Origin of the sequence: Nocardia brasiliensis ATCC 700358, from assembly GCF_000250675.2 — a bacterium.
Classification (GTDB): domain Bacteria; phylum Actinomycetota; class Actinomycetes; order Mycobacteriales; family Mycobacteriaceae; genus Nocardia; species Nocardia brasiliensis_B.
The window spans coordinates 2,152,053-2,177,685 of the sequence record NC_018681.1 but is presented as its reverse complement, the minus strand read 5'-3'; the positions used below and the strand labels follow the sequence as shown (position 1 = coordinate 2,177,685).

Annotated in this window: 23 protein-coding genes; 11 read left to right on the top strand and 12 right to left on the bottom strand. The window is 68.2% G+C overall.

Features of this window, described 5'->3' with window-relative positions; translation table 11 throughout:
- Nucleotide 1: 1 nt before the first annotated feature.
- The gene (locus O3I_RS09675; protein WP_014982726.1) at nt 2–1,048 is read right to left on the bottom strand and encodes a DMT family transporter; all 1,047 of its coding nucleotides are present in this window, start codon (nt 1,046–1,048) and stop codon (nt 2–4) included.
- A gap of 721 nt (nt 1,049–1,769) precedes the next feature.
- Here O3I_RS09675 and O3I_RS09670 point away from each other — a divergent pair.
- Nucleotides 1,770–2,939, top strand: a complete 1,170-nt coding sequence (locus O3I_RS09670; RefSeq protein WP_041562515.1) for a helix-turn-helix domain-containing protein — start codon at nt 1,770–1,772, stop codon at nt 2,937–2,939.
- Between the two features lie 20 nt (nt 2,940–2,959).
- Here the strand turns inward: O3I_RS09670 and O3I_RS09665 are convergent, their stop codons facing one another.
- The 4 genes from O3I_RS09665 to O3I_RS09650 form a co-directional block, all read right to left on the bottom strand.
- Nucleotides 2,960–3,622, bottom strand: coding sequence for a histidine phosphatase family protein (locus O3I_RS09665; RefSeq protein ID WP_041562514.1), 663 nt, complete (start codon nt 3,620–3,622; stop codon nt 2,960–2,962).
- A gap of 374 nt (nt 3,623–3,996) precedes the next feature.
- Nucleotides 3,997–4,206 carry a hypothetical protein gene (locus tag O3I_RS09660; RefSeq protein ID WP_014982723.1) on the bottom strand — a complete coding sequence of 70 codons (210 nt, stop codon included), beginning with the start codon at nt 4,204–4,206 and terminating at the stop codon, nt 3,997–3,999.
- 109 nt (nt 4,207–4,315) lie between these two features.
- Nucleotides 4,316–5,479: a radical SAM family heme chaperone HemW gene (hemW, locus tag O3I_RS09655; RefSeq protein WP_014982722.1), complete on the bottom strand. Its 1,164-nt coding sequence runs from the start codon at nt 5,477–5,479 to the stop codon at nt 4,316–4,318.
- A 106-nt stretch (nt 5,480–5,585) separates the two neighbouring features.
- On the bottom strand, nt 5,586–5,978 hold the full coding sequence (locus O3I_RS09650; protein ID WP_014982721.1) for an SgcJ/EcaC family oxidoreductase: 393 nt from the start codon (nt 5,976–5,978) through the stop codon (nt 5,586–5,588).
- A 233-nt stretch (nt 5,979–6,211) separates the two neighbouring features.
- Between O3I_RS09650 and O3I_RS47020 the strand changes: the two genes are divergently transcribed.
- The 6 genes from O3I_RS47020 to O3I_RS09625 all read left to right on the top strand — a co-directional run bounded on the left by O3I_RS47020 (nt 6,212) and on the right by O3I_RS09625 (nt 12,076).
- A complete protein-coding gene (locus O3I_RS47020; RefSeq protein WP_366929490.1) occupies nt 6,212–6,304 on the top strand; it encodes an Ms4527A family Cys-rich leader peptide in 93 nt (30 codons plus the stop codon).
- 131 nt (nt 6,305–6,435) lie between these two features.
- A complete protein-coding gene (locus O3I_RS09645; RefSeq protein WP_014982720.1) occupies nt 6,436–8,247 on the top strand; it encodes a nitrite/sulfite reductase in 1,812 nt (603 codons plus the stop codon).
- A 37-nt stretch (nt 8,248–8,284) separates the two neighbouring features.
- The gene (locus O3I_RS09640; RefSeq protein WP_014982719.1) at nt 8,285–9,004 is read left to right on the top strand and encodes a phosphoadenylyl-sulfate reductase; all 720 of its coding nucleotides are present in this window, start codon (nt 8,285–8,287) and stop codon (nt 9,002–9,004) included.
- Nucleotides 9,005–9,086: 82 nt separating this feature from the next.
- On the top strand, nt 9,087–10,028 hold the full coding sequence (cysD, locus tag O3I_RS09635) for a sulfate adenylyltransferase subunit CysD (RefSeq protein WP_041563591.1): 942 nt from the start codon (nt 9,087–9,089) through the stop codon (nt 10,026–10,028).
- 1 nt (nt 10,029) lies between these two features.
- Nucleotides 10,030–11,325, top strand: a complete 1,296-nt coding sequence (locus tag O3I_RS09630) for a sulfate adenylyltransferase subunit 1 (protein ID WP_014982717.1) — start codon at nt 10,030–10,032, stop codon at nt 11,323–11,325.
- 1 nt (nt 11,326) lies between these two features.
- Nucleotides 11,327–12,076, top strand: coding sequence for a sirohydrochlorin chelatase (locus tag O3I_RS09625; protein WP_014982716.1), 750 nt, complete (start codon nt 11,327–11,329; stop codon nt 12,074–12,076).
- 16 nt (nt 12,077–12,092) lie between these two features.
- Here O3I_RS09625 and O3I_RS09620 read toward each other — a convergent pair whose 3' ends face one another.
- Both O3I_RS09620 and O3I_RS09615 read right to left on the bottom strand, forming a co-directional pair.
- A complete protein-coding gene (locus O3I_RS09620; RefSeq protein ID WP_014982715.1) occupies nt 12,093–12,719 on the bottom strand; it encodes a TetR/AcrR family transcriptional regulator in 627 nt (208 codons plus the stop codon).
- A gap of 108 nt (nt 12,720–12,827) precedes the next feature.
- Complete coding sequence (locus O3I_RS09615; protein ID WP_014982714.1) at nt 12,828–13,775, bottom strand: helix-turn-helix transcriptional regulator; 948 nt, start codon at nt 13,773–13,775, stop codon at nt 12,828–12,830.
- 97 nt (nt 13,776–13,872) lie between these two features.
- Between O3I_RS09615 and O3I_RS09610 the strand changes: the two genes are divergently transcribed.
- The 3 genes from O3I_RS09610 (at nt 13,873) to O3I_RS09600 (ending at nt 15,756) form a co-directional block, all read left to right on the top strand.
- Nucleotides 13,873–14,283 (top strand): VOC family protein, encoded by a 411-nt coding sequence (locus O3I_RS09610; protein WP_014982713.1) that lies wholly within the window; start codon nt 13,873–13,875, stop codon nt 14,281–14,283.
- Between the two features lie 118 nt (nt 14,284–14,401).
- Nucleotides 14,402–14,962, top strand: coding sequence for a sigma factor (locus O3I_RS09605; protein ID WP_014982712.1), 561 nt, complete (start codon nt 14,402–14,404; stop codon nt 14,960–14,962).
- Nucleotides 14,959–15,756: an anti-sigma factor gene (locus O3I_RS09600; RefSeq protein ID WP_014982711.1), complete on the top strand. Its 798-nt coding sequence runs from the start codon at nt 14,959–14,961 to the stop codon at nt 15,754–15,756. Before O3I_RS09605 ends, O3I_RS09600 begins: the two co-directional genes overlap by 4 nt.
- A 341-nt stretch (nt 15,757–16,097) precedes the next feature.
- Here the strand turns inward: O3I_RS09600 and O3I_RS09595 are convergent, their stop codons facing one another.
- Both O3I_RS09595 and O3I_RS42515 read right to left on the bottom strand, forming a co-directional pair.
- Nucleotides 16,098–16,892, bottom strand: a complete 795-nt coding sequence (locus O3I_RS09595) for an HAD family hydrolase (RefSeq protein ID WP_041562512.1) — start codon at nt 16,890–16,892, stop codon at nt 16,098–16,100.
- A 686-nt stretch (nt 16,893–17,578) separates the two neighbouring features.
- Nucleotides 17,579–19,558 (bottom strand): Hsp70 family protein, encoded by a 1,980-nt coding sequence (locus O3I_RS42515; protein ID WP_167829122.1) that lies wholly within the window; start codon nt 19,556–19,558, stop codon nt 17,579–17,581.
- A gap of 597 nt (nt 19,559–20,155) precedes the next feature.
- On the opposite strand from O3I_RS42515, the gene O3I_RS09580 reads away from it, so the two are divergent.
- Nucleotides 20,156–20,917 (top strand): SDR family NAD(P)-dependent oxidoreductase, encoded by a 762-nt coding sequence (locus tag O3I_RS09580; RefSeq protein WP_041563587.1) that lies wholly within the window; start codon nt 20,156–20,158, stop codon nt 20,915–20,917.
- Nucleotides 20,918–21,167: 250 nt separating this feature from the next.
- Here O3I_RS09580 and O3I_RS09575 read toward each other — a convergent pair whose 3' ends face one another.
- The 3 genes from O3I_RS09575 to O3I_RS09565 form a co-directional block, all read right to left on the bottom strand.
- A complete protein-coding gene (locus O3I_RS09575) occupies nt 21,168–22,751 on the bottom strand; it encodes an FAD-dependent oxidoreductase (RefSeq protein ID WP_051066540.1) in 1,584 nt (527 codons plus the stop codon).
- A 1-nt stretch (nt 22,752) separates the two neighbouring features.
- Nucleotides 22,753–23,757 (bottom strand): AurF N-oxygenase family protein, encoded by a 1,005-nt coding sequence (locus O3I_RS09570; RefSeq protein ID WP_051066537.1) that lies wholly within the window; start codon nt 23,755–23,757, stop codon nt 22,753–22,755.
- A gap of 235 nt (nt 23,758–23,992) precedes the next feature.
- On the bottom strand, nt 23,993–25,204 hold the full coding sequence (locus O3I_RS09565; protein ID WP_014982705.1) for an Hsp70 family protein: 1,212 nt from the start codon (nt 25,202–25,204) through the stop codon (nt 23,993–23,995).
- Between the last annotated feature and the right edge of the window lie 429 nt (nt 25,205–25,633).

Genomic DNA, 25,633 nt, shown 5'->3' with positions numbered 1-25,633 from the left:
CTCAGCGCTGTTCCGGATTCGCACCGGACCCCGGCAACACGGGCCCGACGACACCGGCGTACTGCGGCAACTCGTCGTCTCGCAGCGGTTCCGGACCGGTCGGTAGAGGCGTCCACTGCACCGAATCCGGCGGTTCGAGTTCCCGCTGCTCCACTTGGACCGGAATCGACTCGCTGCGTTGCGCGTCGGCGGGTGCGCGCCCGTCGGCGATATTGAGCCCCACCGCGCACAGGACGATCAGCACCCCGCCCGCGATCCCGGCCCAGGTCGGCACCTGACCGAAGAAGATCAACCCGAACAGCAGGCCCCACACGCATTCCAGGGTCAGCAGATTGCCGCCCTGCACCGGATCCACCCGCTCGAAGGCGAAGTTCATCAGGAAGACGTTGAGCACGCTGAGCCCGCCCGCGATCCCGATCGCGGTCCACAGCATCCCCGGGGAAACATCCGACGGCAGCCGCGGCAGACCTTCCCATTGGCACAATGAGGTCAATGCGACACCCAGTGCACCGACACCGACGGTCAACGCGGTGATCTCGTAGTTGTTCAGGGTTCCGCTGTGCCAGTCACGGCCCAGATAGCTCAGCGATATCGCGACCATCGCGACCAAGGCGATCACGTCGCCCTGCTTGCCGGAGCCCCAGCTCATGCCGAAGCCGGACAGGATGGCGACCCCGATCGCGGACCCGCTGACGAAAAACACCCGGACCGCGGTCACGGGCACTCGGCGCAACACCAATCCGAGTGCCGCGACCAGCGGTAGCGCGGCGATGAACGAGATGTTGCCGACGGTCGTCATCGTCGCCGCCTTCGCGAACAACGTCGTCCCGAAGACATAGAGCAGGACGGTGCGCACCACGATCACCGACCATTCCCGGGCACCTGCGTGGAGTATCACCCGCCATCGGATCCAGCGGCCGAAAACGACCGCCGCGATCCCGAACGCGACACCGGCGCGTAGGTAAACTTGTTGGGCGACAGTGAAACCGGTGTCGAGATACCGCGAGAACACGGTGAGCATGGCGAACGACGCGGTCAGCAAGATCAACGCACCGATACCACGCAGGTCGATAAGTGTTCTGCGTTGTGCGAGCGCGGTGCCGTTGATGCGCTGAGCCTACCCAGCGCGACGCACCGCCAGTTCCGTACTGACGGGTATTTTTCAGGTGTCGCTCACGTCTGAGCAGCCACCTCAGGTTGTCAGGGGACTAGACAGATCCCTCCATGACATGGTGGCTACGGGCATGCTTTCGATCGGCGGCACAGTGGCACCGACGACCCCGCGCCAGCCAACCTGCCACCACCCACGCCGCGGCCAATACCGTGACGCTCAATGTATTGAGTGCCGCCGCACAGGCGACAAAGGCCGCCAACGCGGTCACAACGGTCCCAACAGCGGTCAGCACGTGCGCGATCTGCGTGACGAATGACGAGTGCTCATCCTCACCGGCTTCGCACGGGCTCGCCGGGACCCCACCGACGATTCTGATTCTTTTCATGCGCAACAGCGTGCCGCCGTCGCCCCGACCAGGCCAGAGACACCGCTCTGCTTGCACGTATCGCGCGCAGAACTGCCAGAAAGTGGACGTTGGACCAGCTCAGGGATACCGTCGAAAGCGCGGATGTTGCCGAGGCCAGCGCACGTCCGCTCAGTGCATAGCCAGTCATCTGGAGCAGGGGTGAGCAGTCAGCACAGCATTGCGTGCGGGCGCCGTGTCGTACGCGAATTCGAAGCCGCTGGGTCTTCGACCTGGGAGACGGTCCATGCCGTGCGCGCGCATTGCGGGGTGTCGTTGCTGCGCGCGCATCGCATCGCCTACGGATTCACGCTCGTCGATGTCGCGCAGCAATTGCAGGAACTCGTCAAAACCGAATCACCGTGTCGCGGGTTGTCCCATCAGAGCGTGTCCCGCTGGGAGACCGGGCTGGACATGCCGTCGTATCAGTTCCTCGACGCGCTGTGCCGGCTGTACCGCACTCGGCCGGACCGGCTCGGTTTCGGCCACGACTACACCGACGACGAACCCGAGCGCCGAATCGTGTTGCCCGCGGTGGTCCGAGGCGGGCCGACGGCGTGGGAGATCCTGCGCGCCTTGGAATCCAGCCTCGAACTCTGCGGGTATCTGGTCTATGTGCTGCCGCCCTCGGAGTACATTCCGGCGCGCATGCGGGATCTGGCGCAGGTCCAGCAGCTGCAGCTGACCGACCACTCGGCCGACATGCACCGGCGGTTACATCGGATCGAGGCAATTCTGGCCGGGCTCATCGCCTTTCGGATGAACGACGTCGCCGATCTGCACGACACGTTCATGTGGTTCTACAAGGCGCGCCGCGCCGCGCGCCTGGCCGGTGACCGGGAAGTGGAGGCATGGCTGCACGGACATATGGCACACACGCACGAGTGTTACCGCCACGCACTCGATCAGGGCTTGGCCATGGCGCGTGCGGCGCAGGCGTCCGGCGGTGCGGGCCCGGATTCGGCCATGGTCTTCGGGTTGCTCGCCGAGGCGGGAATCCAGGCCCGGATCGGCCGGCGCCGGGAGGCGATCGAAGGGGTGCAGGCCGCCGAGCGGATGTTCGCGAACCTGCCGTCCGACGTGAAATCCGATGACAATCTAGGCATTTCGGAATACATCCTGCGCTGGCATCAGTCGCACGCGTTGAGTTCGATCGGCGACTGGCGCGCGGCGGAGGAACTGCGGCAGCGGATGCTCAGCCTGCCGATGGCCGACAAGGATCAGGTCGGGCGCTCGCTGCTCGACCTGGACATGGCGGCGATGCGCACCCGGCAGGGCGACCCGGAGCACGCCCGCGCACTGATCCGGCAGGTCTGGCAGACGCTGCCCGCTGAACTGCGGGTCGGCCAGGTCCGCCGGCACATCTCGCAGCAGATCGTCGCTTTACCCGCGCCGATGCGAAACAATCTGCTGGAGCCATGATTTCGGCATATCCGCGAAATTCACTCCGCCGGTAGATGCCCGCGCTCATCGTAGGATTCCAGACGATAGCCATCCGATATTCGCCGCCAGGTCGTGAACGACCCATTGCCTGCGAGACCCTCGGCAGTTATTGCCAAAATTGCTGTGTCGTCGAGGTTTTCGAGTATTTGCCGCAGGTACAGCACGACCGCGTCGTGCGCCACGATCAACACGCGGCGGTGCTGCCGATCAGCCTCGAGATCGGCCACCACGCCGCGTAGTCGCGCCGCGACATCCCGGAACGATTCCCCCTCGGGTGGTCGATACCCGAGCGGATCGCGCGCTTCTTTCACCGCTTCTCCCGGAAAGCGCTCCCGCACAGCGGCAGACGTTAGCCCTGCGAGCTGACCGCGATACCGGTCATAGAGCCTCGGATGAACCTGGTAGCACGGCAAAGGTATTGCCGCGAAACGTAATTCCGCCTCGGCGAGCTGCCAGGTCCGGACCGCGCGCAGGTACGGGGAACACAACACCAGCTCGGGTCGCGCCTCAGGCGCCATGGCAACCAGCTGCCGCCCGACGGCCGCGCCCTGCCGCTGCCCGAGTTCGGTCAGGCCGATCGCCATATCGTCGGTCTCGCGGTGGGCACCGGCCACAGCAGCGACATTCGCCGTGCTCTGGCCGTGTCGCACCGCGTACAGCAAATCGACCCGGCCACTGTCCTTTTGGTGCCCACAGTCCACCGCACTCCCCCGTTCTGTAGTCACCCCACGCTACTGCGCGGCCGCCTCGAGTACACCGGTCACCGCCGTCGGTCGCGACACCGACGAGGGTGCGGGGCATCGATCTCGCTGGCCGTGAAGCATTGCGACGCAGGCAGAATGACGCTATCGGCGGCCGAGACCAGGTGGGCGTGTCCGGCCACTAGGCCGGACGACTCGAGGTCGGCCGCGATCGCGAGGGAAGCTGGTGCACAATCATGTCGGCCGCGATGACGGGGCCGATATCAAGGAAGCGGCTGGGCCCGCAGCTCGAGTCGACGGCACGCTGCGCGTACGACCCGACCGGGCCGGAACTTTTAGTCGCAGACCTTGGCTTGTTTGCCCGCTAGGGCGTCCAAGCCGAGCATCGCCAATAGGGATTGGCAATCATCGGCATTCTGTGAATAACTGGCGACCGTGCGGGCGGCCACTGCGCTCTGTCGCGCATTTTCGGCCTTTTCCGCTGCCCGCGCCTCGGCGAATTCGCCCGGTTCGTGGATGAGGGTGATGTGTCGTGCCGGGGACATGAATCTCCTTGGGGTTGGTCCGAAGCCTACAAGGGTCATCGGCTCAGCGATAGCCGAACCAACCCAGGAGTCCGCGGAAATCCCTAACGGCGCGATAGGGGCGGCGTGGTCAGGGGACGAGCAGGCGGCGGACCACGCCGTCGGCGAGCAGGCGGCCGCGGTCGGTGAGCACCAGGTTGTCCTCGTGTCGAGCCGCCAGGCCGTCGGCGACGATCTGGCCGGCGGCGGCCGCGCCGAACTCGTCGAGTTCGGCCAGCGGCAGACCGGTGCGGAGCCGGACGGCGAGCATGAGGCGTTCGGTGTAGCGCTCGTCGGCGGTGAGGGCCTCCCAGCCGGCGGCGGGCAGGCCGCCCGTGGCCACCCGGTCCGCGTAGCGCGCGGGATGCTTCACGTTCCACCAGCGGACGCCGCCGACATGGCTGTGCGCGCCGGGTCCGGCGCCGAGCCAGTCGCCGCCGTCCCAGTAGCCGAGGTTGTGCCGGCAGGCCGCGGCCGGACCGGCGGCCCAGTTGGAGACCTCGTACCAGGTGAGACCCGCGGCGGTGAGGCGGGCGTCGATGCGTTCGTAGCGGGCGGCGAGGACGTCGTCGTCCGGGGCGGGCAGTTCGCCACGGCGCACTCGACGGGCCAGCGCGGTGCCGTCCTCGACGATCAGCGAATAGGCGGAGACGTGATCGACACCCGCACTGAGCACGGCATCGAGACTGGCGTCCAGGTCGCTGTCGCGCTCGCCGGGCGTTCCGTAGATGAGATCGAGATTGACGTGCGCGAACCCGGCGGCGCGGGCTTCCCGCGCGGCCGCGACCGCCCGGCCCGGGGTGTGCGTGCGGTCGAGGACCTTCAGCACGTGCGCGGCGGCGGACTGCATGCCGAGGGATATCCGGGTGAACCCCGCGGCGCGCAGCCGTTCGAAGAACGCCGGATCGGTGGATTCCGGATTGGATTCGGTGGTCACCTCGGCGTCGGCGGCGAGGGTGAAGTTCGCGCGGACCGCGTCGAGCACGTCGGCCAGCCCTTCGCCGCCGAGCAGCGAGGGGGTGCCGCCCCCGACGAAGATTGTCGCCACCTCGGGCGTCGCGGTCGGCAATGCCGCGAAACGTGCTGCCGCCGTGGACAACTCGCCACGCAACGCGTCGAGCCAGGATTGCGGCGACGCCGACGTGCCGAGTTCGCCCGCCGTGTAGGTGTTGAAATCGCAGTATCCGCAGCGGGTGGCACAGAACGGCACATGGACGTAGATCCCGAACGCACCGCCGCCGAAGTCGCCGAGCACGGGCTCGGACGTTTCGGTTTCGACAGGGACAGCCGCAGGGGAACTCACCCCTCCAGTCTGCCGGTCCCCCGCTGCCCGGCCGCACGCGGGCAACGGGGGCGGCGCATCAGTCGGTGACAGGCGTGTTCTGGTTGGCGGTGAGCAACCAGCGACCGCCTTCCTTCGCCATCACATACATCGGTGAGCCCTGACCGGTGAGTTCGCCGGCGTGGTTCAGGTAGCGCTGGACAACTTTCACCGCGGCCACGTCGGGCCGGATGAACAGGACGTGCTCGACCTCGTAGGTGGCGGTGCCGTCGCGCATGGCGCCGGGCAGGGCGGCGGCGGTGAACTCGGCGATCGCGGCCCGGCCGAACAGCCGCTGACCGTGACCGGTGGTCCAGATGGCGTCTTCGCGGAAGAGACCGACGAACTCGTCGACGAGTTCGTTCTGCTGGGCGTGCTGGACGGTGGCGACGACTGCGCGGATGGCGTCGAGTTCGGCGGTAGTGGTGCTCATGCCGACAACGGTGACACCTCAACATTACTTGAGGTCAACGCTCGAACCGGGCCGCGTGACTCGTTGTGAGACAGCTCACTTCAGCAAGATCTCCGCATCACGAGCCGCGATCGCCAGTTGATCTATGACGGCCGTCACATCTCAGCGGAACGGTCCAGGGGATTTCCCGGCAAAGTGCGGAAAATACGGGCGAGGGGTCGGAACGTCGTCGCTGACATGGCACAATAACCCGTATGCGCGCATCGGGAGTACGACTTGTGGCACGTCGCCACGTCGACTACAAGCGCGTCTGTAGCGCCTGCTGTCTGACCAACTCTTCTCGGTAGTTCAGCGCGCCCATTCCCGGGCTCAACCGGCGACCCGCAAAGTTTCGTATCGCCTCCGCTGCACACCGCAGGCGCGAGATCAGCCCCTCGCGCCCTCTGCACGGCAATCACCAACCCGCAGGAGCGACCCCATGACGTCGAGCACCGACGCCGGTCCGATCGATCAGTCCGGCCCCGAGTCCCGGCCCGGCCCGCAAGCGCGACCCGAACGCCCCGCCGCCGAACGCCGCGTCCGCCCCGACCGACCGCGCCCGGAAACCTCGGCGGCGCCGCGCGCCCGCACGGGTAAGCCGGTGCGGCGCAGGGCGGAAGGCCAGTGGGCGCTCGGCTACCGCGAGCCGCTGAATCCGAACGAGCAGTCCAAGAAGGACGACAACCCGCTCAACGTGCGCGCCCGGATCGAGAACATCTACTCGAAGGCCGGCTTCGACAGCATCGACAAGGGCGACCTGCGCGGACGCTTCCGCTGGTGGGGTCTCTACACCCAGCGCGAGCAGGGCTACGACGGCACCTGGACCGGCGACGAGAACATCGACCTGCTCGAGGCCAAGTACTTCATGATGCGCATCCGCTGCGACGCGGGCGCGTTGAATGTCGAGCAGCTGCGCACGCTCGGCCAGATCTCCACCGAGTTCGGCCGCGATACCGCGGATCTGTCCGACCGCGAGAACGTCCAGTACCACTGGATCGAGGTGGAGAACGTCCCGGAGATCTGGAAACGGATCGAAGCGGTCGGCCTGAAGACCACCGAGGCGTGCGGCGACTGCCCGCGCGTCGTGCTCGGCTCCCCGCTGGCGGGTGAGTCGCTGCAGGAGATCATCGACCCGACGCCGGCCATCGACGAGATCGTGCGCCGCTACATCGGCAAGAAGGAGTACTCCAACCTGCCGCGCAAGTTCAAAACCGCGATCTCTGGCCAGCAGGACGTGGTGCACGAGATCAACGACGTCGCGTTCGTCGGCGTGGAACACCCCGAGCACGGCCCCGGCCTCGATCTTTGGGTCGGTGGTGGTCTGTCCACCAATCCGATGCTGGCGCAGCGGGTCGGCGCGTGGGTGCCGCTGGACGAGGTGCCCGACGTGTGGGAGGCCGTGGTGTCGCTGTACCGCGACTACGGCTACCGGCGGCTGCGCACCAAGGCGCGGCTGAAGTTCCTGGTCAAGGACTGGGGCATCGAGAAGTTCCGCCAGGTGCTCGAGGACGAATATCTGAAGCGCAAGCTGATCGACGGCCCCGCGCCGGAGCAGCCGACCAAGCCGATCGACCACGTCGGGGTGCAGAAGCTGAAGAACGGGCTCAACGCGGTGGGCTTCTCCCCCATCGCGGGCCGCGTCTCGGGCACCATCCTGACCAAGGTCGCCGACGCGGTGGAGCGGATCGGGGCCGACCGCATCCGGTTCACGCCGTACCAGAAGCTGATCGTGCTCGACGTCGCCGACGACAAGGTCGACGCGCTGATCGACGAGCTGGCGCCCCTCGGGCTGCAAGCGCGTCCGTCGCTGTGGCGGCGAAACCTGATGGCCTGCTCGGGCATCGAGTTCTGCAAGCTCTCCTTCGCCGAGACACGCAAGCGGTCCCAGGCGCTGGTGCCCGAACTCGAGGACCGGCTCGCGGATCTCAATGCGCTGCTGGACGTTCCAGTGACCATCAACATCAACGGCTGCCCGAACTCCTGCGCGCGCTCCCAGATCGCCGACATCGGATTCAAGGGTCAGCTGGTCGACGACGGCGACGGGAACCAGGTCGAGGGCTTCCAGGTACACCTGGGCGGCAGCCTCGGCTTCGACAGCGCCTTCGGGCGCAAGCTGCGGCAGCACAAGGTGACCAGCAGCGATCTCGGTGACTACATCGAGCGGGTGGTGCGCAACTTCATCAAGCACCGCGAGGACGGCGAACGGTTCGCCCAGTGGGCCGTTCGTGCCGACGAGGCGGATCTCAAATGAGCCTCGATTGCGCCGGGCACGTGATGGGAGATCAACTGTGACAACGGAACTGGTGGCAAAGCTGACCGAGGACGAGCTCCGCGCGCTCGCCGCGCAGGGCGCCGCCGACCTCGGGCCGGACGCGTCCGCCGTCGACCTGCTGCAATGGACCGAAGACACGTTCGGGCCGGGCTACATCGTCGCGTCGAACATGCAGGACGGCGTGCTGGTCCACTTGGCCGCGCAGGTGCACGCCGGCGTGGACGTGCTGTTCCTGGACACCGGCTACCACTTCGCCGAGACCATCGGCACCCGCGACGCCGTCGAGGCGGTGTACGGCGTGAACGTGGTCAACGTGCGGCCGGAACACACGGTGGACGAACAGGATCGACTGCTCGGCAAGGACCTCTTCGCGCGCGACGCCGGGGAATGCTGCCGGCTGCGCAAGGTCGTCCCGCTGCGGAAGTCGCTGTCCGGCTACAACGCGTGGGTCACCGGCATCCGCCGGGTAGAGGCGCCGACCCGGGCCAACGCCCCGCTCATCTCGTTCGACGAGGCGTTCGGGCTGGTGAAGATCAATCCGATCGCCGCGTGGTCCGACGACGAGATGCAGGCCTACATCGAACAGCACGGCATTCTCGTCAATCCCCTTGTCGAAGAGGGATATCCGTCCATCGGCTGCGCCCCGTGCACGCGCAAGCCCGAGCCGGGATCCGATCCGCGAAGCGGCCGCTGGGCCGGCCTCGCCAAGACCGAATGCGGGTTGCACACCACATGACCGAGTCAGGGCCCGGAGGCGGCAGCCTGCGTAACCACGTAGGGCCCCTCGGGCATGTGAAAGGGGATACAGCGTGACGGAGATGATTGTGAACGAAACCTCGAACGTTACCCAGCGTGCCCTAGGGATCAGCGATTTCGATACCCTCGCGGCTCTGGAATCCGAGTCGATCCATGTATTCCGGGAAGTAGCAGGCGAATTCGAGCGGCCGGTGATCCTGTTCTCCGGCGGCAAGGACTCCACCGTGCTGCTGCACCTGGCGCTCAAGGCATTCTGGCCCGCGCCGCTGCCGTTCGCGCTGCTGCACGTGGACACCGGGCACAACCTGCCCGAGGTGCTGGAGTTCCGGGACCGGATCGTCGAGCGGTACGGGCTGCGGCTGCATGTCGCCAAGGTGGAGGACTACCTGGCCGACGGCAGGCTCGCCGAACGCCCCGACGGTATCCGCAATCCGCTGCAGACCGTCCCGCTGCTGGACGCGATCAGCGAACACCGCTTCGACGCGGTGTTCGGCGGCGGCCGCCGCGACGAGGAGCGTTCGCGGGCCAAGGAGCGGATCTTCTCGCTGCGCAACGCCTTCGGGCAGTGGGATCCGAAGCGGCAGCGCCCCGAGCTGTGGAACCTGTACAACGGGCGGCACGCGCCGGGCGAGCACGTCCGGGTCTTCCCGCTCAGCAACTGGACCGAGCTCGACATCTGGCGCTACATCGCTCGCGAGGACATCGACCTGGCCAGCATCTACTACGCGCACCAGCGTCCGGTGTACCAGCGCGACGGCATGTGGATGACCCCCGGCGTCTGGGGCGGGCCGCGCGAAGGTGAAGCGCTGCAGACACTCTCGGTGCGTTACCGCACCGTCGGCGACGGATCCTCCACCGGCGCCGTGCTTTCCGATGCGGCCGACAACGAGGCGATCCTCGCCGAGGTGGCCGCGTCCCGACTGACCGAACGCGGTGCGACCCGCGGCGACGACCGGGTGTCCGAGGCCGCGATGGAAGACCGCAAGCGAGAGGGTTATTTCTGACATGTCCGACCTACTGAGGCTGGCCACCGCCGGCTCTGTCGACGACGGCAAGTCCACTCTGGTCGGGCGGTTGCTCTACGACACGAAATCCGTGCTCGCCGACCAGATCGACGCCGTCACCCGCGCGTCAGTGGACAAAGGCCTGGCGACGCCGGACCTTTCGCTGCTCGTCGACGGCCTGCGCGCGGAACGCGAGCAGGGCATCACCATCGATGTCGCGTACCGCTACTTCGCCACGCCCCGGCGCTCTTTCGTGCTCGCGGATACGCCCGGGCACGTGCAGTACACCCGGAACACGGTGTCGGGCGCGTCCACGGCGCAACTGGTGATCCTGCTGGTCGATGCGCGCAAGGGCGTCATCGAGCAGACCCGCAGGCACGCCGCGGTATTGGCGCTGCTCGGCGTGCCGAAGCTGGTGCTCGCGGTGAACAAGATCGATCTGGTAGACGACGCGGCGACCGTCTTCGCCGACATCTCCGCCGAATTCAACCGGCTCACCAGCACACTCGGCTGGTCCGACGAGGACGTGCTGGAGATCCCGGTCTCCGCGCTGCACGGCGACAACATAGCGACCCGCTCGTCGAACACCCCGTACTACACCGGCCCGTCGCTGATCGAGCACCTCGAGTCGGTGCCGGTCGACGCCGACAGCACCGGCGATCACACACTGGGACTTCGCTTTCCGGTGCAGTACGTGATCCGGCCGCGCACCGCCGACTACCCGGACTACCGCGGCTACGCGGGCCAGATCGCGGCGGGCTCGGTCGCGCCGGGCGACGAGGTGGTGGTGCTGCCCTCCGGCATCCGTAGCACCGTGGAGCGGATCGACACACCCGACGGCGAGCTCGCGGTGGCGCAGACCGGGCGCAGCGTCACCCTGATCCTGGCCGACGACGTCGATATCTCCCGCGGTGACATCATCGCCTCGGTGGCCGACGCGCCGGAGCCGATCGACACCTTCGACGCCACCGTCTGCTGGCTGGGCGACAAGCCGCTGCACCCGGGCGCCCGCCTGCTGCTCAAGCACGGCACCCGCACGACCCAGGTCATCGTCGGCGGACTGCTGGAGCGCTTCGACGAGCAGCGGCTCGCCGCCGAACCGAACCCGGAGTCGTTGGCGCTCAACGACATCGGTCGCGTATCGCTGCGGGTAGCCGAGCCGCTCGCGGTGGACGACTACCGGGTGAACCGGCACACCGGCAGCTTCCTGCTCATCGATCCCGCGGGCGGCAACACCCTGGCCGCGGGCCTCGTCGGCGACGTGCTGTCGACCGTCGAGGTCGGCGCCGGAGCCTGAGATGCGCGGGCTCGCCGCCCACCGGGGCAGGCCCGCGCTGATCGCGGTGGCGCACGGCAGCCGGGATCCGCGCTCGGCCGCGACGATATCGGCGGTGGTCGCCGATCTCGCCGCGGCGCGGCCGGAATACGATGTGCGACTGGCGTTTCTGGATCTCAACGCGCCGTCGGTCGAGCATGTGGTGGCCGCCGTCGCGGCGGCGGGGCATACCCACGCGGTGGTCACGCCGCTGCTGCTCGGCAGCGCGTTCCATGCCCGGGTGGATCTGCCCGGCCTGCTGGCCGCGGCCCGCACCCGGCATCCGCAGTTGCGACTGACGCAGGCGGATGTGCTCGGACGTGACGCCCGCTTGATCGGGGCGCTGCGCGATCGGGTACTCGAGCGCCGCACCACGTCGTCCCGCCTCGGCATCGCGGTCGCCGCCGTCGGCTCCTCGTCAGCGTCGGCGAACGCGCTGACCGCCGAGGTGGCGCGGCGACTGGCGGCACGCACCGGCCACCTCACCGAAATCTGCTTCGCCACTACGGAACCCACGGTGGGTCGAGCTATTTCACGGTTGCGTACGCGGGGTGCCGAGGAGATCCTGGTCGCGCCGTGGTTCCTGGCCCCCGGTCGGTTGACCGATCGGCTCGTGGCGGCAGCGCCGCACGTGGTGCACGCCGACGTCATCGGGGCGCATCCGGCGCTGCCCGAGATCGGGTGGGAACGCTACGACGCGGCGCTCGCGAACACGCTCACCCTGTCCGCCTGAACGAGATTCGCCGGCGTCAGTCGCTGAGCAGGTGGTCGACGATCGAGCGGGCGGTCGCGACGCCCCATTCGTCACCCATCTGCTGGGCGTTGTGCGCCGCTGCGATCACCGCGCCCAATTCGAAAGCGATCACGTCGGCATTGCGTCCGGTGAGATGCCCCTGCTCCTGTGCGAGGCGAATCTCGTTGGACAGGAAGGTGGCGAAGTCACGGCTGTCCGCCGCGATGGCGTCGCGCAGCGGCCCCGGACGGCTGTCGAACTCCGCGATGGTGGCCACCCGGAAGCAGCCGCCGGGAAACGCGGGCGCGGCGACCTGACCGAACCACCGCTCGACCACCGCCCGCAACCGCGGCAGCCCGGCCGGCTCACTCATGCTCGGCGTGACGACCGCGTCGGTGAAGACCTCGCGGGCGACCTTGATCGCCGCGAGTTGCAGGCTTTCCTTGCTGCCGAACAAGGTCGCGATGCCGCTCTTGCTGACGCCGAGATCGGTCGCGAGCCTGCCGATGCTCACGCCCGTCAGCCCCTCGACCGACGCCACATCGGCGGCATGCCGGGCGATCGAAGCCCGGGACCTGGCGCCTTTCGCCAGGCGCTGATCGGCGCCGGGCTGCTGGTCACCGGCGGTTTTCGGCTCGGACATACTGCCATTGTTCCACGAAATTCCACGAACACGAACGGTCGGTCGTACGCGGAGGTAGGAACTACAGGCCCGGACGGGGCGGCCGGACTATGTGGCTGGGGCTCCTGCCTACCCGGCGGCGTAGCGGTCGAGGAGTTCGGCGCCGATGCGGGCCAGTTCGGCGCGCACGTCCGGCGGGTCGAGGACCTCGATGGACGCGCCCCACCCGGCGAGCTGCTGGGCGAGCATCCACGACGTCGGAGCGGTGACTCGGACCCGCATCCGGCCATCGGGGATCGGTCCGTCGACCACGCAATTCCGGCCCTGCTGGTTACGCAGAATGGGCAGCAGACGTTCCGGAACGAGGACCGTGGCCGCCGTGCTCGCGCGACGCTGCTCCATCTCGTCCACGACCTCCTGCCAAGCCGCGGACAGGTCGAAATCTGCTGGGCGATAAGCCGTTTCCGCGGTGACGACGGCCTCGGCGATCCGGTCGACGCGAAAGGTGCGCTGGCCGCGGTCCGTCCCGGCGATGAGATACCAGACAGCGTCCTTGTCGACCAGGCCCCACGGATCCACCAGGCGCTCAGTGCGTTCCTGGTTCCGGCCGGTGTATTGCAGGCGAACCTTGTTGCGCTGCACCACCGCTCGTTGCAGCAGTGAAACTACCTGCGGGAGTTCGCGGTCGGTCTGTCCCCAGCGGGACGGATCGATCACCACCGCATCGGCCGCTGCTGCCGCGTCCGACCGGAAGGTCTGCGGCAGCGCCCGAACCAGTTTGCGCAGTGCCGATTTCGCCTCGGGCACCGATCCGGCCGAGGGCCCCGCCAGCAGGAACAGCGCCCGCGCCTCCCCCGACGTCAAGCCGGTGAGGTCGGTGCGCGCGCCGCCGACCAGCGACCAGCCACCGCCCCGGCCCGGCTGCGGATACACCGGGACACCCGCCATCGACAGCGCCTCGAGGTCACGGCGCGCGGTGGCGACCGAGGTCTCCAACTCCGCGGCGACCTCGGCCGCGGTCACCCGCCCGCGCGTCTGCATCATCAGCAGGATCGCCACCAGTCTGTCCGCTCGCATGAGCACGATTCTGCCGGAAAAAGTGCTCATTCCGTGCGCACTTTATCCCGGATCATGGTTTTCACCAGCAAGAACGAACCGACAAAGGAGATCAGCGATGCTGCGCGGAATGGCGACGAGCACCTTTTACGCCGACGATCTGGAAGCCGCCAAGGACTGGTACACGGAGTTCCTCGGCATCGAGCCGTACTTCCACGTCCCCAACGGGTACTACGAATTCCGGATCGGCGACTACCTGCACGAATTCGGCATCGTCAATCGTGCCTACGCCCCGGCGGGGGCCCGGAACGCTCCCGGCGGCGCGATCGTCAACTGGCACGTCGACGACCTAGCGGGCACCTTCGCCCGCCTGCTCGAACTCGGCGCGAAGGAATATGAGCCGATCACCGAGCGCGGCACCGGAAGCGGCTTCGTCACCGCGGCCGTCGTCGACCCGTTCGGCAATGTCCTCGGCCTCATGTCCAACCCGCACTACCTCGAGGTTCTCGCGCAGACGGGTCCGGCGTAAGCGGCCGCTTCGGGGTAGCCGGGGTGGCGCGGCAAAGGGAGCGACATATGATCTGGGCCACATTCGCCGTGATCACCGTGCACGGCTTCCGGCTCGGTCAGGCTTGGAAGGACACCACATGGTCATCTCCGCCCGAACGGTCCCCGGCGCCGCCACCCCGGAACTGCTGATCCGGCAGGCCGGACGCGGCGACGAGCAGGCCTTCGCCGAGTTCTGCGACCTCGTCGCGGCACCGGTCCTCGGCCTCGTCACGCGGGTGATCCGCGACCACGCCGAGTCCGAGTTGGTCGCGCGGGACGTGCTGCTGGAACTCTGGGAACAGGCCCCACTGTTCGACGACCAGAACCAGCCGGTCCTGGCGTGGGCGATGACGATCGCGCATCGTCGCGCCGTGGACCGGGTGCGGAGCGCGGGTACCGACCGGGACGGACAGACCGAACTGCGCTGGTGTTTCGACGAAGTCGTGCAGACCACGGTGGACCGGATCGAAGACGACGCGGTCCGCCGGACGCTGACGGAACTCGCCGATTCGCAGCGCCGGTCGCTGATCCTCGCCTACTACGGCGGCTACTCCGCCGGAGAGGTCTCCGAGGTGCTCGACAAGCCGGTCGGCACGATCGAAACCAAAATGCGCGACGGACTGCTCCGGTTGCGCGAAAGCATCGGCGATCAGTCGTGACAGCCGAAGTCCACCACCGCACCGGCGCTTACGTTCTGGATGCGCTGCCCGACGAGGCGCGGGCAGACTTCGAACGCCATCTGCTCGAGTGCCCGCTCTGTCACGTCGAGGTCGACGCGTTACGGCCGGTCGCGGTGTGGCTCGCGACCGCCGTGGGCTCGGTATCGGCAACGGCGGTGCAGGAGCGGGTGCTCGCCGAGATCGGCACGCGCCGACAGGTTTCCGGCTCCGCGAGCGCACTCGGCCGGACTCAGATCATCCCGGCCGTCGGCGAGCTGGAACGCACCGTGGTCTTGCCGCCGCTGGAACAGTTGTCGGACAACGCTTCTCCGGCCGAGATCGATCGGCGCGGGTGGCTGGCGCGGGTCTGGATCGGCGTCGCGGTGGCCGCGGCCGTCGTCGCGGTGGGGTTGGCCCTCGTCGATCGGACCGCGGGACCGGACACGACGGTGGCGGCGGAGCAGGTCCGCAACGCGCGCGACGCCGTCACCCACACCGGTGTGGTGTTCGCCGGAGACGGTTCGGCGACGGCGGTGCTGTCCCGCAGTGTCGGCAAAGTGGTGGTGTCGGCGACCGGGCTTCCCGCGCCAGGTTCCGGGCACGGCTACCAACTCTGGCTGATCCACGCCGACGGCACGCCACGCTCCGCGGGCATGATGCACACCTCGGACACGTCCACCGAACTCACCGCCGATCTGCTCCGCACCACCACGGCACTCGGCATCACCACCGAACCGACCCCCGGCTCGCCGGCGCCGACCAGCCCGCCCATCGTCCGCATCGAAATCCACTGAGCAGCAACGCTTATGCCGAGGACCGGGCCGCAACGCTTTAACCCGAGCACTGGACCGCAGCCCTTCACACCGAACACCGGCGGCAACCCCTCACACCGGACCACAACCCTTCACGCCGAACACCCGACCACAACCCACCACGCCGAACACCCGACCACAACCCCTCACACCGAACACCGAGCCGCGTCCTTCACGCTGAGCGCTGAGCCGCAGCTCTTACGTCGAGGGTGTTCGCGACCTTGCACGGTCTATTCCGCCGCGATGTGCCCGGCGCCGATCCCGAGCACCGCGCGCCTGCCGGAGCGGAGGTCGAGTGTGGCGACCTGGCCGGCGAGCAGGAGTTACGGCCGGAACCAGCGTTCCAGGACGGTGGCGACGCCGTCTTCGTGCACCGTGGCGGTCACCTCGGTCGCCAGGGTTTTGACCTCGTCCGGTGCGTTGTCCATGGCCACGGAATGTGCCGCCCAGCGCAACATTTCGCGGTCGTTGTAGCCGTCGCCGATGGCCAGGGTCGCGGTGTGCGGGACGCCGAGGGCACAGCGGAGACGTTCCAGCGCCCAGCCTTTCGAGACGCCTCGGCGGGAAACGGTGAGCCAGGGGCCGAATTCGCCGTGCACCCAACTCGCGCCCGGCACCTCCAGCTCGTGCAACAGGGCGCGCATCTGCGCCAGCGTGCCCTGCGGCCACCAGCCGTTCAGGCGCGGCGTCGGCTCGCTGCTCAGAGCACCGTGATCGACCAAAAGGTATTCACCGATAGAGAATTCGCCGGGACTGGCACCGGTCGCCCAGTGGCCGACGCCCACCTTCTCCACCGCGAAGATCATCTCCGGGATCAATGCGCGCAGCGCCAGCACGGCGGGCGCCGGATCGAACGCCTCGATCGCGACCGGCTGTCCGTTCGCGACGTCGACCTGCACCGCGCCGTTCGAGCACAGCGCGTGCCCCGCCACCAGGCCCAGCTCCGCGAGCACCGGCCGGGTGGTCAGCACGGTCCGCCCCGTGGTCACCACCACATGCGCGCCCGCCCCGATGGCCGCGCGCACCGCCGCCGCCACCCGCTCGCTCACCGGGCTACCGGTGTCGAGCAACGTGCCGTCCACATCCAGCGCGATAAGCTGCGGACCCCCTACTGTCATCAACTCATTGTGCCAATGGGGTACGACACCCGTCAGCCATTCACACCGCCGCCGCCGCGACTCCCGCGCACTTCCTGTCACCCCGCGCGCGTGTCCTTCGAACGACACCCGCGCGGGACGCGAAAAAGCGCGCGGCAGGAACTCCGCAAGCGACAGAGTCGGCAGCGCCGGAGCGGTCGCGCACCCTTTCTGAGCTGACGCACCAGTTCCGTGTTCCCGCACCGCCTCTGGCATGGCAAAGCGCGTGCGCGAACACAGAAGAGGTGCGGGAGTTGCCCGAAACGGGGCGACCGACTCGCAGGCGGCCGCGATCACATCCGCGGAGTCCGCGGACCGAGCGAACCCGGACCCGTCGGCCATCAGTCCGCCCCGAGACGCACCGAGTACCCAGCCGCCCCGACGAGCTCATCCGCGCTGCGCACTCACCCGAGCAATCCGGGATCGCCCCGAGCGAGTACCGATCTGTCCGCCAAGACCGTGCGCGACGGTCCCCTCGAAGGCGTTCCACCCGCCACGCCAGCACCACACCTGCCCCACGGCCTAGATCTTGCCGCCGCCCGAAACGGAACCGCCAGCGCAAAACCCACCTCACCGCCCCTGGTCCACAGGGTGCCGCACGAAAGCAACGACACCTCGGCGCCGCCCGGAGCGGGGCGACCGCCGCGACGGCTGCGCCGCGACGAGGGCTAGTTCTTGCTGCCACCGGACGAGGAACCGCCTGATGAGGAACCGCCGGAGGAGGAGCTGTCGGAGGTGGAGCCGCTGGCAGTGGAGCCGCCGGAAGTCGAGTCGCTCGACGTGGATCCGCTTGATGTGGAACCACCGGAAGTGGAACCGCCCGACGTCGAACCGCCCGAAGTGGAACCGCCCGACGTCGAACCGCCCGAAGTGGAGCCACCAGAAGTGGAGCCGCCGGAATCGGAACCACCCGAGGTGGAACCACCGGCATCGGAACCACCCGAGGTCGAACCACCCGAGGTCGAACCACCGGAAGTAGAACCGCCCGAAGTGGAACCACTGGTCGACTCTCCCGAGGTGCTTCCGCCCGTCGTGGCGCCACCGGTATCGGTGGAACCTCCGGCGGCGGGTGTGGAGGTACCGCCGGAGGTTGTTCCACCGGCGCTGGTGCCGGGGGTGGAAGGGGTTGTGCCGGTGGCGGTTCCGGAGGCGGGCAGGTCGGTGATCGGGCCGGTGGCGGGTACACCGGGGATCGTGCCGGGGTCCGGCACCGCGGGGGTGGCTCCTGGTTGCGGAGCGGGCGGGATGGCGCCGGGGGCCGGCGGTGTCGCGGGCGTGCCTGCGATCGGCACGGCCGGTTGGCCGGGGGTTCCGGGGGTCGCGACGGGTGGCTGGCCGAAGGGCAGGGGGTTGATGAAGTAGGCCGGGTTCGCATAGGGCGACCCGTGGTATCGGTCTGTGGTGTCGTAGGTTCGGGGCTCGTTGTGGTCCCCGCGACGGGATTCGGCGAGGGTCGGGCCGAGGGGCGTCGAGTGCGCGACGGGCGTGATGAACTTGCTGTACGCGGACGGGCGCGCGAGGCCGGTGGAGGCGGCGAGCGAGCGCGGCGGCGTCCAGCCCGCCGGGGAGGCGATCCACGCTTCGTGATTGCCCGCGATCCGGTCGAAGCTGGTGTCGTACAGCGCGCTGTCGCTGGCAGGCATATCGCCGCCCGGGAAGTGCTCGAGGATCGGCGACGCATCGGGCCCCGCCGGACTGCCGAACACCGTCACCGCCGACATCGCCACCGCGGAAACGACAGCGGCACTGGAGAACACCGCGACGCGCGGGGCGCTCTGCTTACCGCCGGACGCGGCGAGCGCCATCGTCCGCGCGGCCCGCAGCGCGGCCCCGGCGGCCACGGTGTGCCCGGGATCGGCCGAAACCACCAGGGGGCGACCGAGTTCGGCGAGGGTGCGGGCGACCTCGGCGGGACGGGACGCACCGCCGATCACCAGGATGCGGCTGATATCGGACAGGGTGAGGTCGGCCGAGCGCACGACGTCGCGCACGATCTCGAGCGTGTCGTACACGTGTGCGGCGCGCAGACCGTCGATGTCCACCATGGACAGCATCGAGGTCGCGGCGCCCGGCCCGGCCTCGTGCGCGTAACGCGCGATCATCGCACCGAGGGGCCGCCCGCCGAAGTCGAAGGAACGCACCGGCTTTCCGACCATGGGATGGTCGTCCCAGTCGGGTCCGACCCGCACGATGGTGACATCCAAACTGGTTCCACCGAGGTCGTAGACCAGCACGAAACCGGGCTCCAGCGGGCCGTGCTCGGCCTCCAGCCATTCCGCGGCGGCGACCGGTTCGGGCACCAGCTCGACATCGCCCGCCCCGGACAGATCCAGGGCCTGCCGCAGCAGCGCCACATCCTTGCCGGAATACGTTGCGGGATAGGTGGCTACCGCACCGGACTCGGCCGCGCTCGGTTCGGCCGTGCGCAGCCCGTTCACCACCGCGGCGACCAGGTTGGCGGGTGACCAGATGCGCCCGCCGACGATCATCGGCTCGGGGTCTCGGCTCAGGTCGGCGAAATCCGTTACGGCCATGGTGAATTGCGGGATGCCGCCGACGCGCAGTCCGCCCGCGCTGTCGAAGGTCACCGCGGTGCGCCTGCTGCGCACGACGGGCCGGGTTCGCGCACCGGTAACCGAAGCCGTCATAGAGTTCACTGCGCCGATGCTGAAACCCAGACCTGTGGTCATATGCTATCCCGTCAACGTACCGAGACCACGTCCATCACACAGAGAACCATGTGGCCGCGGTCGTCTTCCAAACAGCCAGCACAGATTAGCTGCTCGGCTCGCTGGAAGGATGCGGAATTGATATGAACGGCGACGAAATGGCGTGAAACGTTTAGCTGCACAGCGCAATGATCCGGGTCACCTGCGAAGATGCGGAGCGGCAGCGATGTTCAGCCCTCTGGACGGTCGAAGGTTGAACAACACATCACCCGATCCCGTTATCACGTAGCGATCCGGACAATGTGCACATGCACGAATATCGGACGGCCTCCCCCACCAAATCATAAGTTACTCCCACACACTTACCGGTCGGTAACTAAACCATTGCCAGCTCAGCTTAATTCGATCACCCGTACCGCTTCAGCTGAATTAGCTCCGGCTACGCACGCAAACAAATGACACATCAACTCAACGACTGTTTCCCGCCAGCACAGGCCCCTGCCGCGGACTTGACTGGGTACTGCGACCACACCACAGGGCGGTGAGATCGCATGAACCAGAAGGGAAATGGACAACATGACATCACGGTTCGCGGATCAGGTCGTGCTGATCACCGGCGCCAGCTCCGGCGTGGGCAAGGCCGTCGCGTCGCGGGTGGCGGCCGAGGGCGCGGCGGTGGTGCTCGGCGCCCGCGGCAAGGACGCGGGCGAGCGGGTGGCCGCCGAGATCCGCGCCGCGGGCGGGCGGGCCCTGTTCGTGCCGACCGACGTCACCGTGGAACAGGACGTGGCCCGGCTCACCGAGGCCGCGGTCACCGAGTTCGGCAGGCTGGACGCGGCGTTCAACAACGCGGGCGCGGTCAACGCGTTCGGGCCCGTCGCCGAGATCGACGAGGCGGGCTGGCGCGCCGACCTGGAACTCAATCTGACGAGCGTGTTCTACGGCCTGCGGCACCAGGTGCCCGCGCTGGTCGCCACCGGCGGCGGCGCGATCCTGAACAACGCGTCGAACCTGGGCGTGGTCGGAATGGGCTCGGTCGCACCGTATGTCGCGGCCAAGCACGGCGTGGTCGGCCTGACCCGGGCGGTCGCGCTGGAGGCCGCCGAGCAGGGCGTCCGGGTGAACGCGCTGGTCTCCGGCGCGGTCGATACACCGGCGTTCCGCAATTCGATGGGTGCGACGCCGGAGGGTGCGGCAGCCATCGCCGCCATGCATCCGCTCGGCCGGATCAGCACGCCGGCGGAGATCGCGGGGTTCTGCGCGTTCCTGCTCAGTGCGGAGGCCGCTTTCGTCACCGGCGCCGCCCTGGCGATCGACGGCGGCTTCACCGCGCGCTGACGCTCTCCGGCGACCGGAATTACTCGGGCGGGCCGCCGTGCGCGACCCGCCCGAGCCATCAGCGAGGACGACCCGACGCACCTCGCTGGAACAGGCAGGTGATGACACTGCGGACTTCGTAACCGCGTCACCGGTGAGTCCCCGCCCACTTCTATCGTGGACGGGTGCAGCCCTAGCGGCAAGGCCCAGAAAATGGGGCTACGCAAAAGCGAACCCCTCGCGGATCTCATGATCCACGAGGGGTTTCGGGTCAGGAGCGAGCCAGCAACCTGCGCACCGGACCGACGCGCTTGGCCGCACCCGCGACCCGCACCGCAGGCTGCCGATGCCGGATCAGCCGGTCGAATTCCGCTGCGCTGCCGCCTGGTTCGGGCAGCCGACCCGCGTTGTAGTCGTCGGCGAGCTGCTGCACCGTTTCCTGCGCGCAGGACTTGTTGGTGCCGATGAAACCGGTGGGGCCGCGCTTGATCCAGCCGGTGACGTACGTACCGGGCAGCACCGCGCCGTCGACCCGTTCCAGCACACGGCCGTTCAGGTTCGGGATGACGCTCGCCGCGTCGTCGAAGGGCAAGCCGGGCAACGCGACACCCCGGTAACCGACCGAGGTGAGCACCAAGCCCGCGTCGAGCCGTTCCGTCGCGCCGGTGGCCACCGCCCGCGTACGCCCGTCCGCGTCGGTGACGAGCTCGTTGCGGCTCACCTCGATGCCCGCGACCCGGTCGGTGCCGACGATCTCGGTGGGCGAAGCCAAGTAGCGGAACACGATTCGCTTGCGTTCGCCGGACGGCCGGTTGCGCACCGTGTGCAGCAGCCGCAGCTTCTGCTCGACCTGGTACGGCAGCCCCTCGGTCAGCTCGGGCAGGTCGCCTTCGATCACGATGTCCACATCGGAACCGAGCAGACCGACGAATTCCGGCACGGTGAAAGCGGATTCGAGGGGACCGCGGCGCCCGAGGATCACCACTTCCTCGATCTTGCTCTCGCGCAACGCCCGCAGTGCGTACGGCGCGATATCGGTGCCGGACAACGTTTCCGGATCGCTGGTCAGAATGCGGGCGACGTCCAGTGCGACGTTGCCGTTACCGACGATCACCGCGCGCTGCTGCGACAGATCGAACAGCCGATCCGCGTGATCGGGATGCCCGTTGTACCAGGCGACGAAGTCGGTGGCGGAGACATTGCCTGCCAGTCCTTCACCGGGCACGCCGAGCTTGCGATCGGCCGAAGCACCGACCGCGTAGATCACCGCGTGGAAGTGGTCGAGCAGTTCGCTGTGCGAAACGTGTGCGCCCACTTCGACATTCAGATACGACGCGAAGCCGGGCTGCGCCGAGATGACGTCGAACAGCTCGCTGACCTTCCGGGTCTTCGCGTGATCCGGCGCGACACCGTGCCGGGCCAGCCCATACGGCACCGGCAACCGGTCGAACACGGTCACCGCCACGTCGGGCTGGGTCAGCAGCTCGTCCGCCGCGTACATCGCCGACGGGCCGGACCCGACGATCGCCACACGCAGCGGCTGGCGCTCGGTCCGGATCTCGGCCGCGGGCACCGGCTTGGCCAGCAGCGGACGCGGCCGGGCCTGCCGGTAGAAGTCGGCGTTGATCTCGATGAACGGCTTCTGCTCTTCGGTCAGCTTCTTCGATGACACGATCGCGTCCACCGGGCAGGCGGTCGCGCAGGCGCCGCAGTCGACGCACGCCTTCGGGTCCACGTACAGCATGTCCGCGGTCAGGAAGTCGGGCTCGTCCGGCGTCGGATGGATGCAGTTCACCGGGCAGGCGTACACGCACGAGGCGTCACTACAGCACGACTGCGTGACGATGTAGGGCACGTCAGCCGGCCTTGACCGCGCGCAGCGGCTCGGAACGGTAGCGGGTGGTGTGGCCGTCGATCTTGAGCAGCTTCCAGACCGCCTTGGAGATCGGGTTCATCAGGCCGATGTCCTTGGCCAGCGTGCGCACGTCACCGAAGAAGTCACTGAACTCCTGCTTGGATTCCTTCGACCCGTAGAACAGTTCCTTGCGGACGTAGTCCGGGATGTCGAATTCCTTCCAGAAGGAACGCGGCGGGGTGAAGATCGAGCGGCCGAGGATCCACATCACGATCGGCATCGCGATCGAGAGCACGAACCGGTTGAACGCGTTCGACTCGGGCACGTGGATCTTCAGGAACTCGTGCGCGAAGGAGATGTGCCGCGCTTCCTCGGCCACGTGAATGGCCATCACGCCGCGCATGATCGGGTGCACGTCCTCGTCGGAGCGCAGGATCGCCTTCTGGATGTGGTCGATCGGCTCCTCGCCGGCCAGCACCGCCATGAAGAACAGGTTGGGGAACCACGCGGCCACCGGCGCACCGAGGTACTTGAACTTGCGCACCAGCGGACCCATACCGGGCACGTCGTCGCCGATCCGGTTCACCATCTCCTGGAACATCAGGGTGTGGTTGTGCTCCTCGATCATCTCGTGGGAGCAGTACCGGAATTCGGGCGAGCCGTTGGGCAGGCCGAAATTGTGCGTGACCATGCCGCTGATCAGGATCGACTCGAACTGCAGGCCGACCTTGGCGACGTTGGCCTGGCGGTACTTGCCGATCGCGATCTTGCGCTCGTCGGACTGCGCGAGGTACCAGGGGTGCCGGCCCAGCGGGTCGGCCGACATCGGCAGGATCCACCGGTGCGCGCCCGTGTTCGGGTCGAAGTCCGGGTTGTCCCAGTCGATATCGTCGAAGGGGTCGAAATGCTTGTTGACCGAGCCCTCGGAGAGCAGTAGAAGCGTCGCGGCGTACTCCTGCGCCTTCTCCAGATCGGGGTCGATCGGGGGCGTCACGGCTGCAGACATCGTCGTCACTGCCTCTCTCTTCGAAACGTTTACCTGTACCCCATGGTTACACCTACAGGCTGTCACGTCAACCCATGGAGCGGGTACCCCGAAAAGAGCTGGTCGAACGATCAGGAGGAAGTGGTGGCGGCGTATCGCGAGAGGACGCCGCCGTCAGTTCCCCCTCGCCGGGAAAGCGGCGTACCCGGTGGCGACCGCCCTCGTCACGATCACCACCGGGTACGACCGCCCGCGGTCAGCGCAGGGTCGCGAGCTGCGCCATCCCCACGATCACCCCGTCGGCGGGCAAGGCGAGCGCCATCCCAACGCCCGCGACCGACAGCCCCGCTGCCAGCGCCACCCGGCTCAGCCTGCGCTTCGTCCGCTGCGAGAACACCATCGCCCTGGTGGCCGCCCGTCGATGCGCGCCCCCGCCGCGCCGCTTGCCGTGCTGCTTGCCCGCCGACTCCTCCACGGCGACCGCCGCCCGGCGGCCGATGATCGCCGCGCCGTCCGCGATGGTCCGCTCCGGATCCGGTGCGGCGATGACCGGCCGGGCCAGCTCGCCGGCCAGCACCTGAGCCACCTCGACCGGCCGGGCCGCGCCGCCGACGACGAGCACACAGTCGACATCGGCCATGGTGACATCGGCGATGCGCAGGCATTTGTAGACCAGTTCCAACGAGGCCCGCACATGCCTGGTCCGTAACTCGTCGGCGGTGGTCCCGGTGACCGAGCCGGAGATGGAATCCGACGGCAGGCCGTGCCCGGCGCGCGAGGCGACCAGGGCGCCGAAGGCGCGGCCGCCGAACTCCGCCGAGCGCAACGGCTCGCCGACGATCGGATTGCGGGGACAGCCCGCCCCGACCCGGACCAGCGTGACATCGAGGCTGGCCCCGCCCAGGTCGTAGACCAGCGCCAGGCCGGGCATGAGCGGGCCGCGGTCGGCCTCCAGCCAGGTTGCCGCGGCGATCGGCTCGGCGACCAGTGCGACATGGTCGAGACCGATCGCGTCCAGCGCCGCACGCAGATCGCCGACGTGCGCGTCGGTGTAGCGCGCGGGATGGGTCAGCGCGATGCCGACGCCGTGACCGGCCTCGCGGGGGTGATCGAACAGCGCCTCGCCGATCAGGCATTCGGCCACCACCGCGACCAGGTCGGCGGGCGAGAGTGCCCGATGCCCGACGCGGGCCGAGACAACGGAGCGCTGGGAGAGATCGGCGAATTCGGTGATGGCGCGGCCGTGCCGCGGAATCATGCCGACCCGGGCGAGGCCGGTGCTGTCGAAGGTGAGTGTGGTGCGGCGGGTGATGGATTGGGCACGCGGCGGCCACCGGCGGCCCGGCGGAGCCTGCGTCGAGGGGAGCTGGCGCAACCAGCGGGCTGGGTGGGCGCCGCTCGAACCTTCCTCCGCGAGGGCGGAAACCGTGTTCACCGTGCCGATGCTCAAACCCAGACCAACCGCCATCGCAATCCACCTGATCGCCGAGCCGATTTGCTTCGAACTCCGTCCACGCAACCACTCCGCGACTCGCCTGCCAACCACCGGACACCCTATTGTCCGCCGCCCGCCTGTTCTGAAACAGGTTGCATAGCACAACGATCGGTCCTGGTCACCTGCCCTGGAGTGCAGGAATCGCGCCGACGCCCGGATTTCACTGCGACACGCCGACATTCGATCGTGTCCCATCCCGGGTTGCCGCCCGGCGCCGCGCCGGGCGCCCATCCGGCATCGCATCCGGATACACGTTCTCACATGCGGTGATAGCCCCTAACAATCCCTATTCACCGGACACGGGGGCCGCGGCGCGCGATACTGCGCGGACTCGCCGGAACGACACGCTGAAGCCCGTTCGACCGGCCGAGCCGGCCGGGCCACCGCCGCAACTCTGTACCG

Bases quoted from the DNA above. Each gene is read 5' to 3' on its own strand.
- O3I_RS09660 (WP_014982723.1), bottom strand. From the start codon at position 4,206: ATGTCCCCGGCACGACACATCACCCTCATCCACGAACCGGGCGAATTC.
- O3I_RS09650 (WP_014982721.1), bottom strand. From the start codon at position 5,978: ATGAGCACCACTACCGCCGAACTCGACGCCATCCGCGCAGTCGTCGCC.
- O3I_RS47020 (WP_366929490.1), top strand. From the start codon at position 6,212: ATGCGCGCATCGGGAGTACGACTTGTGGCACGTCGCCACGTCGACTAC.
- O3I_RS09645 (WP_014982720.1), top strand. From the start codon at position 6,436: ATGACGTCGAGCACCGACGCCGGTCCGATCGATCAGTCCGGCCCCGAG.
- cysD (WP_041563591.1), top strand. From the start codon at position 9,087: ATGATTGTGAACGAAACCTCGAACGTTACCCAGCGTGCCCTAGGGATC.
- O3I_RS09630 (WP_014982717.1), top strand. From the start codon at position 10,030: ATGTCCGACCTACTGAGGCTGGCCACCGCCGGCTCTGTCGACGACGGC.
- O3I_RS09625 (WP_014982716.1), top strand. From the start codon at position 11,327: ATGCGCGGGCTCGCCGCCCACCGGGGCAGGCCCGCGCTGATCGCGGTG.
- O3I_RS09620 (WP_014982715.1), bottom strand. From the start codon at position 12,719: ATGTCCGAGCCGAAAACCGCCGGTGACCAGCAGCCCGGCGCCGATCAG.
- O3I_RS09615 (WP_014982714.1), bottom strand. From the start codon at position 13,775: ATGCGAGCGGACAGACTGGTGGCGATCCTGCTGATGATGCAGACGCGC.
- O3I_RS09610 (WP_014982713.1), top strand. From the start codon at position 13,873: ATGCTGCGCGGAATGGCGACGAGCACCTTTTACGCCGACGATCTGGAA.
- O3I_RS09605 (WP_014982712.1), top strand. From the start codon at position 14,402: ATGGTCATCTCCGCCCGAACGGTCCCCGGCGCCGCCACCCCGGAACTG.
- O3I_RS09595 (WP_041562512.1), bottom strand. From the start codon at position 16,892: ATGACAGTAGGGGGTCCGCAGCTTATCGCGCTGGATGTGGACGGCACG.
- O3I_RS42515 (WP_167829122.1), bottom strand. From the start codon at position 19,558: ATGACGGCTTCGGTTACCGGTGCGCGAACCCGGCCCGTCGTGCGCAGC.
- O3I_RS09580 (WP_041563587.1), top strand. From the start codon at position 20,156: ATGACATCACGGTTCGCGGATCAGGTCGTGCTGATCACCGGCGCCAGC.
- O3I_RS09570 (WP_051066537.1), bottom strand. From the start codon at position 23,757: ATGTCTGCAGCCGTGACGCCCCCGATCGACCCCGATCTGGAGAAGGCG.
- O3I_RS09565 (WP_014982705.1), bottom strand. From the start codon at position 25,204: ATGGCGGTTGGTCTGGGTTTGAGCATCGGCACGGTGAACACGGTTTCC.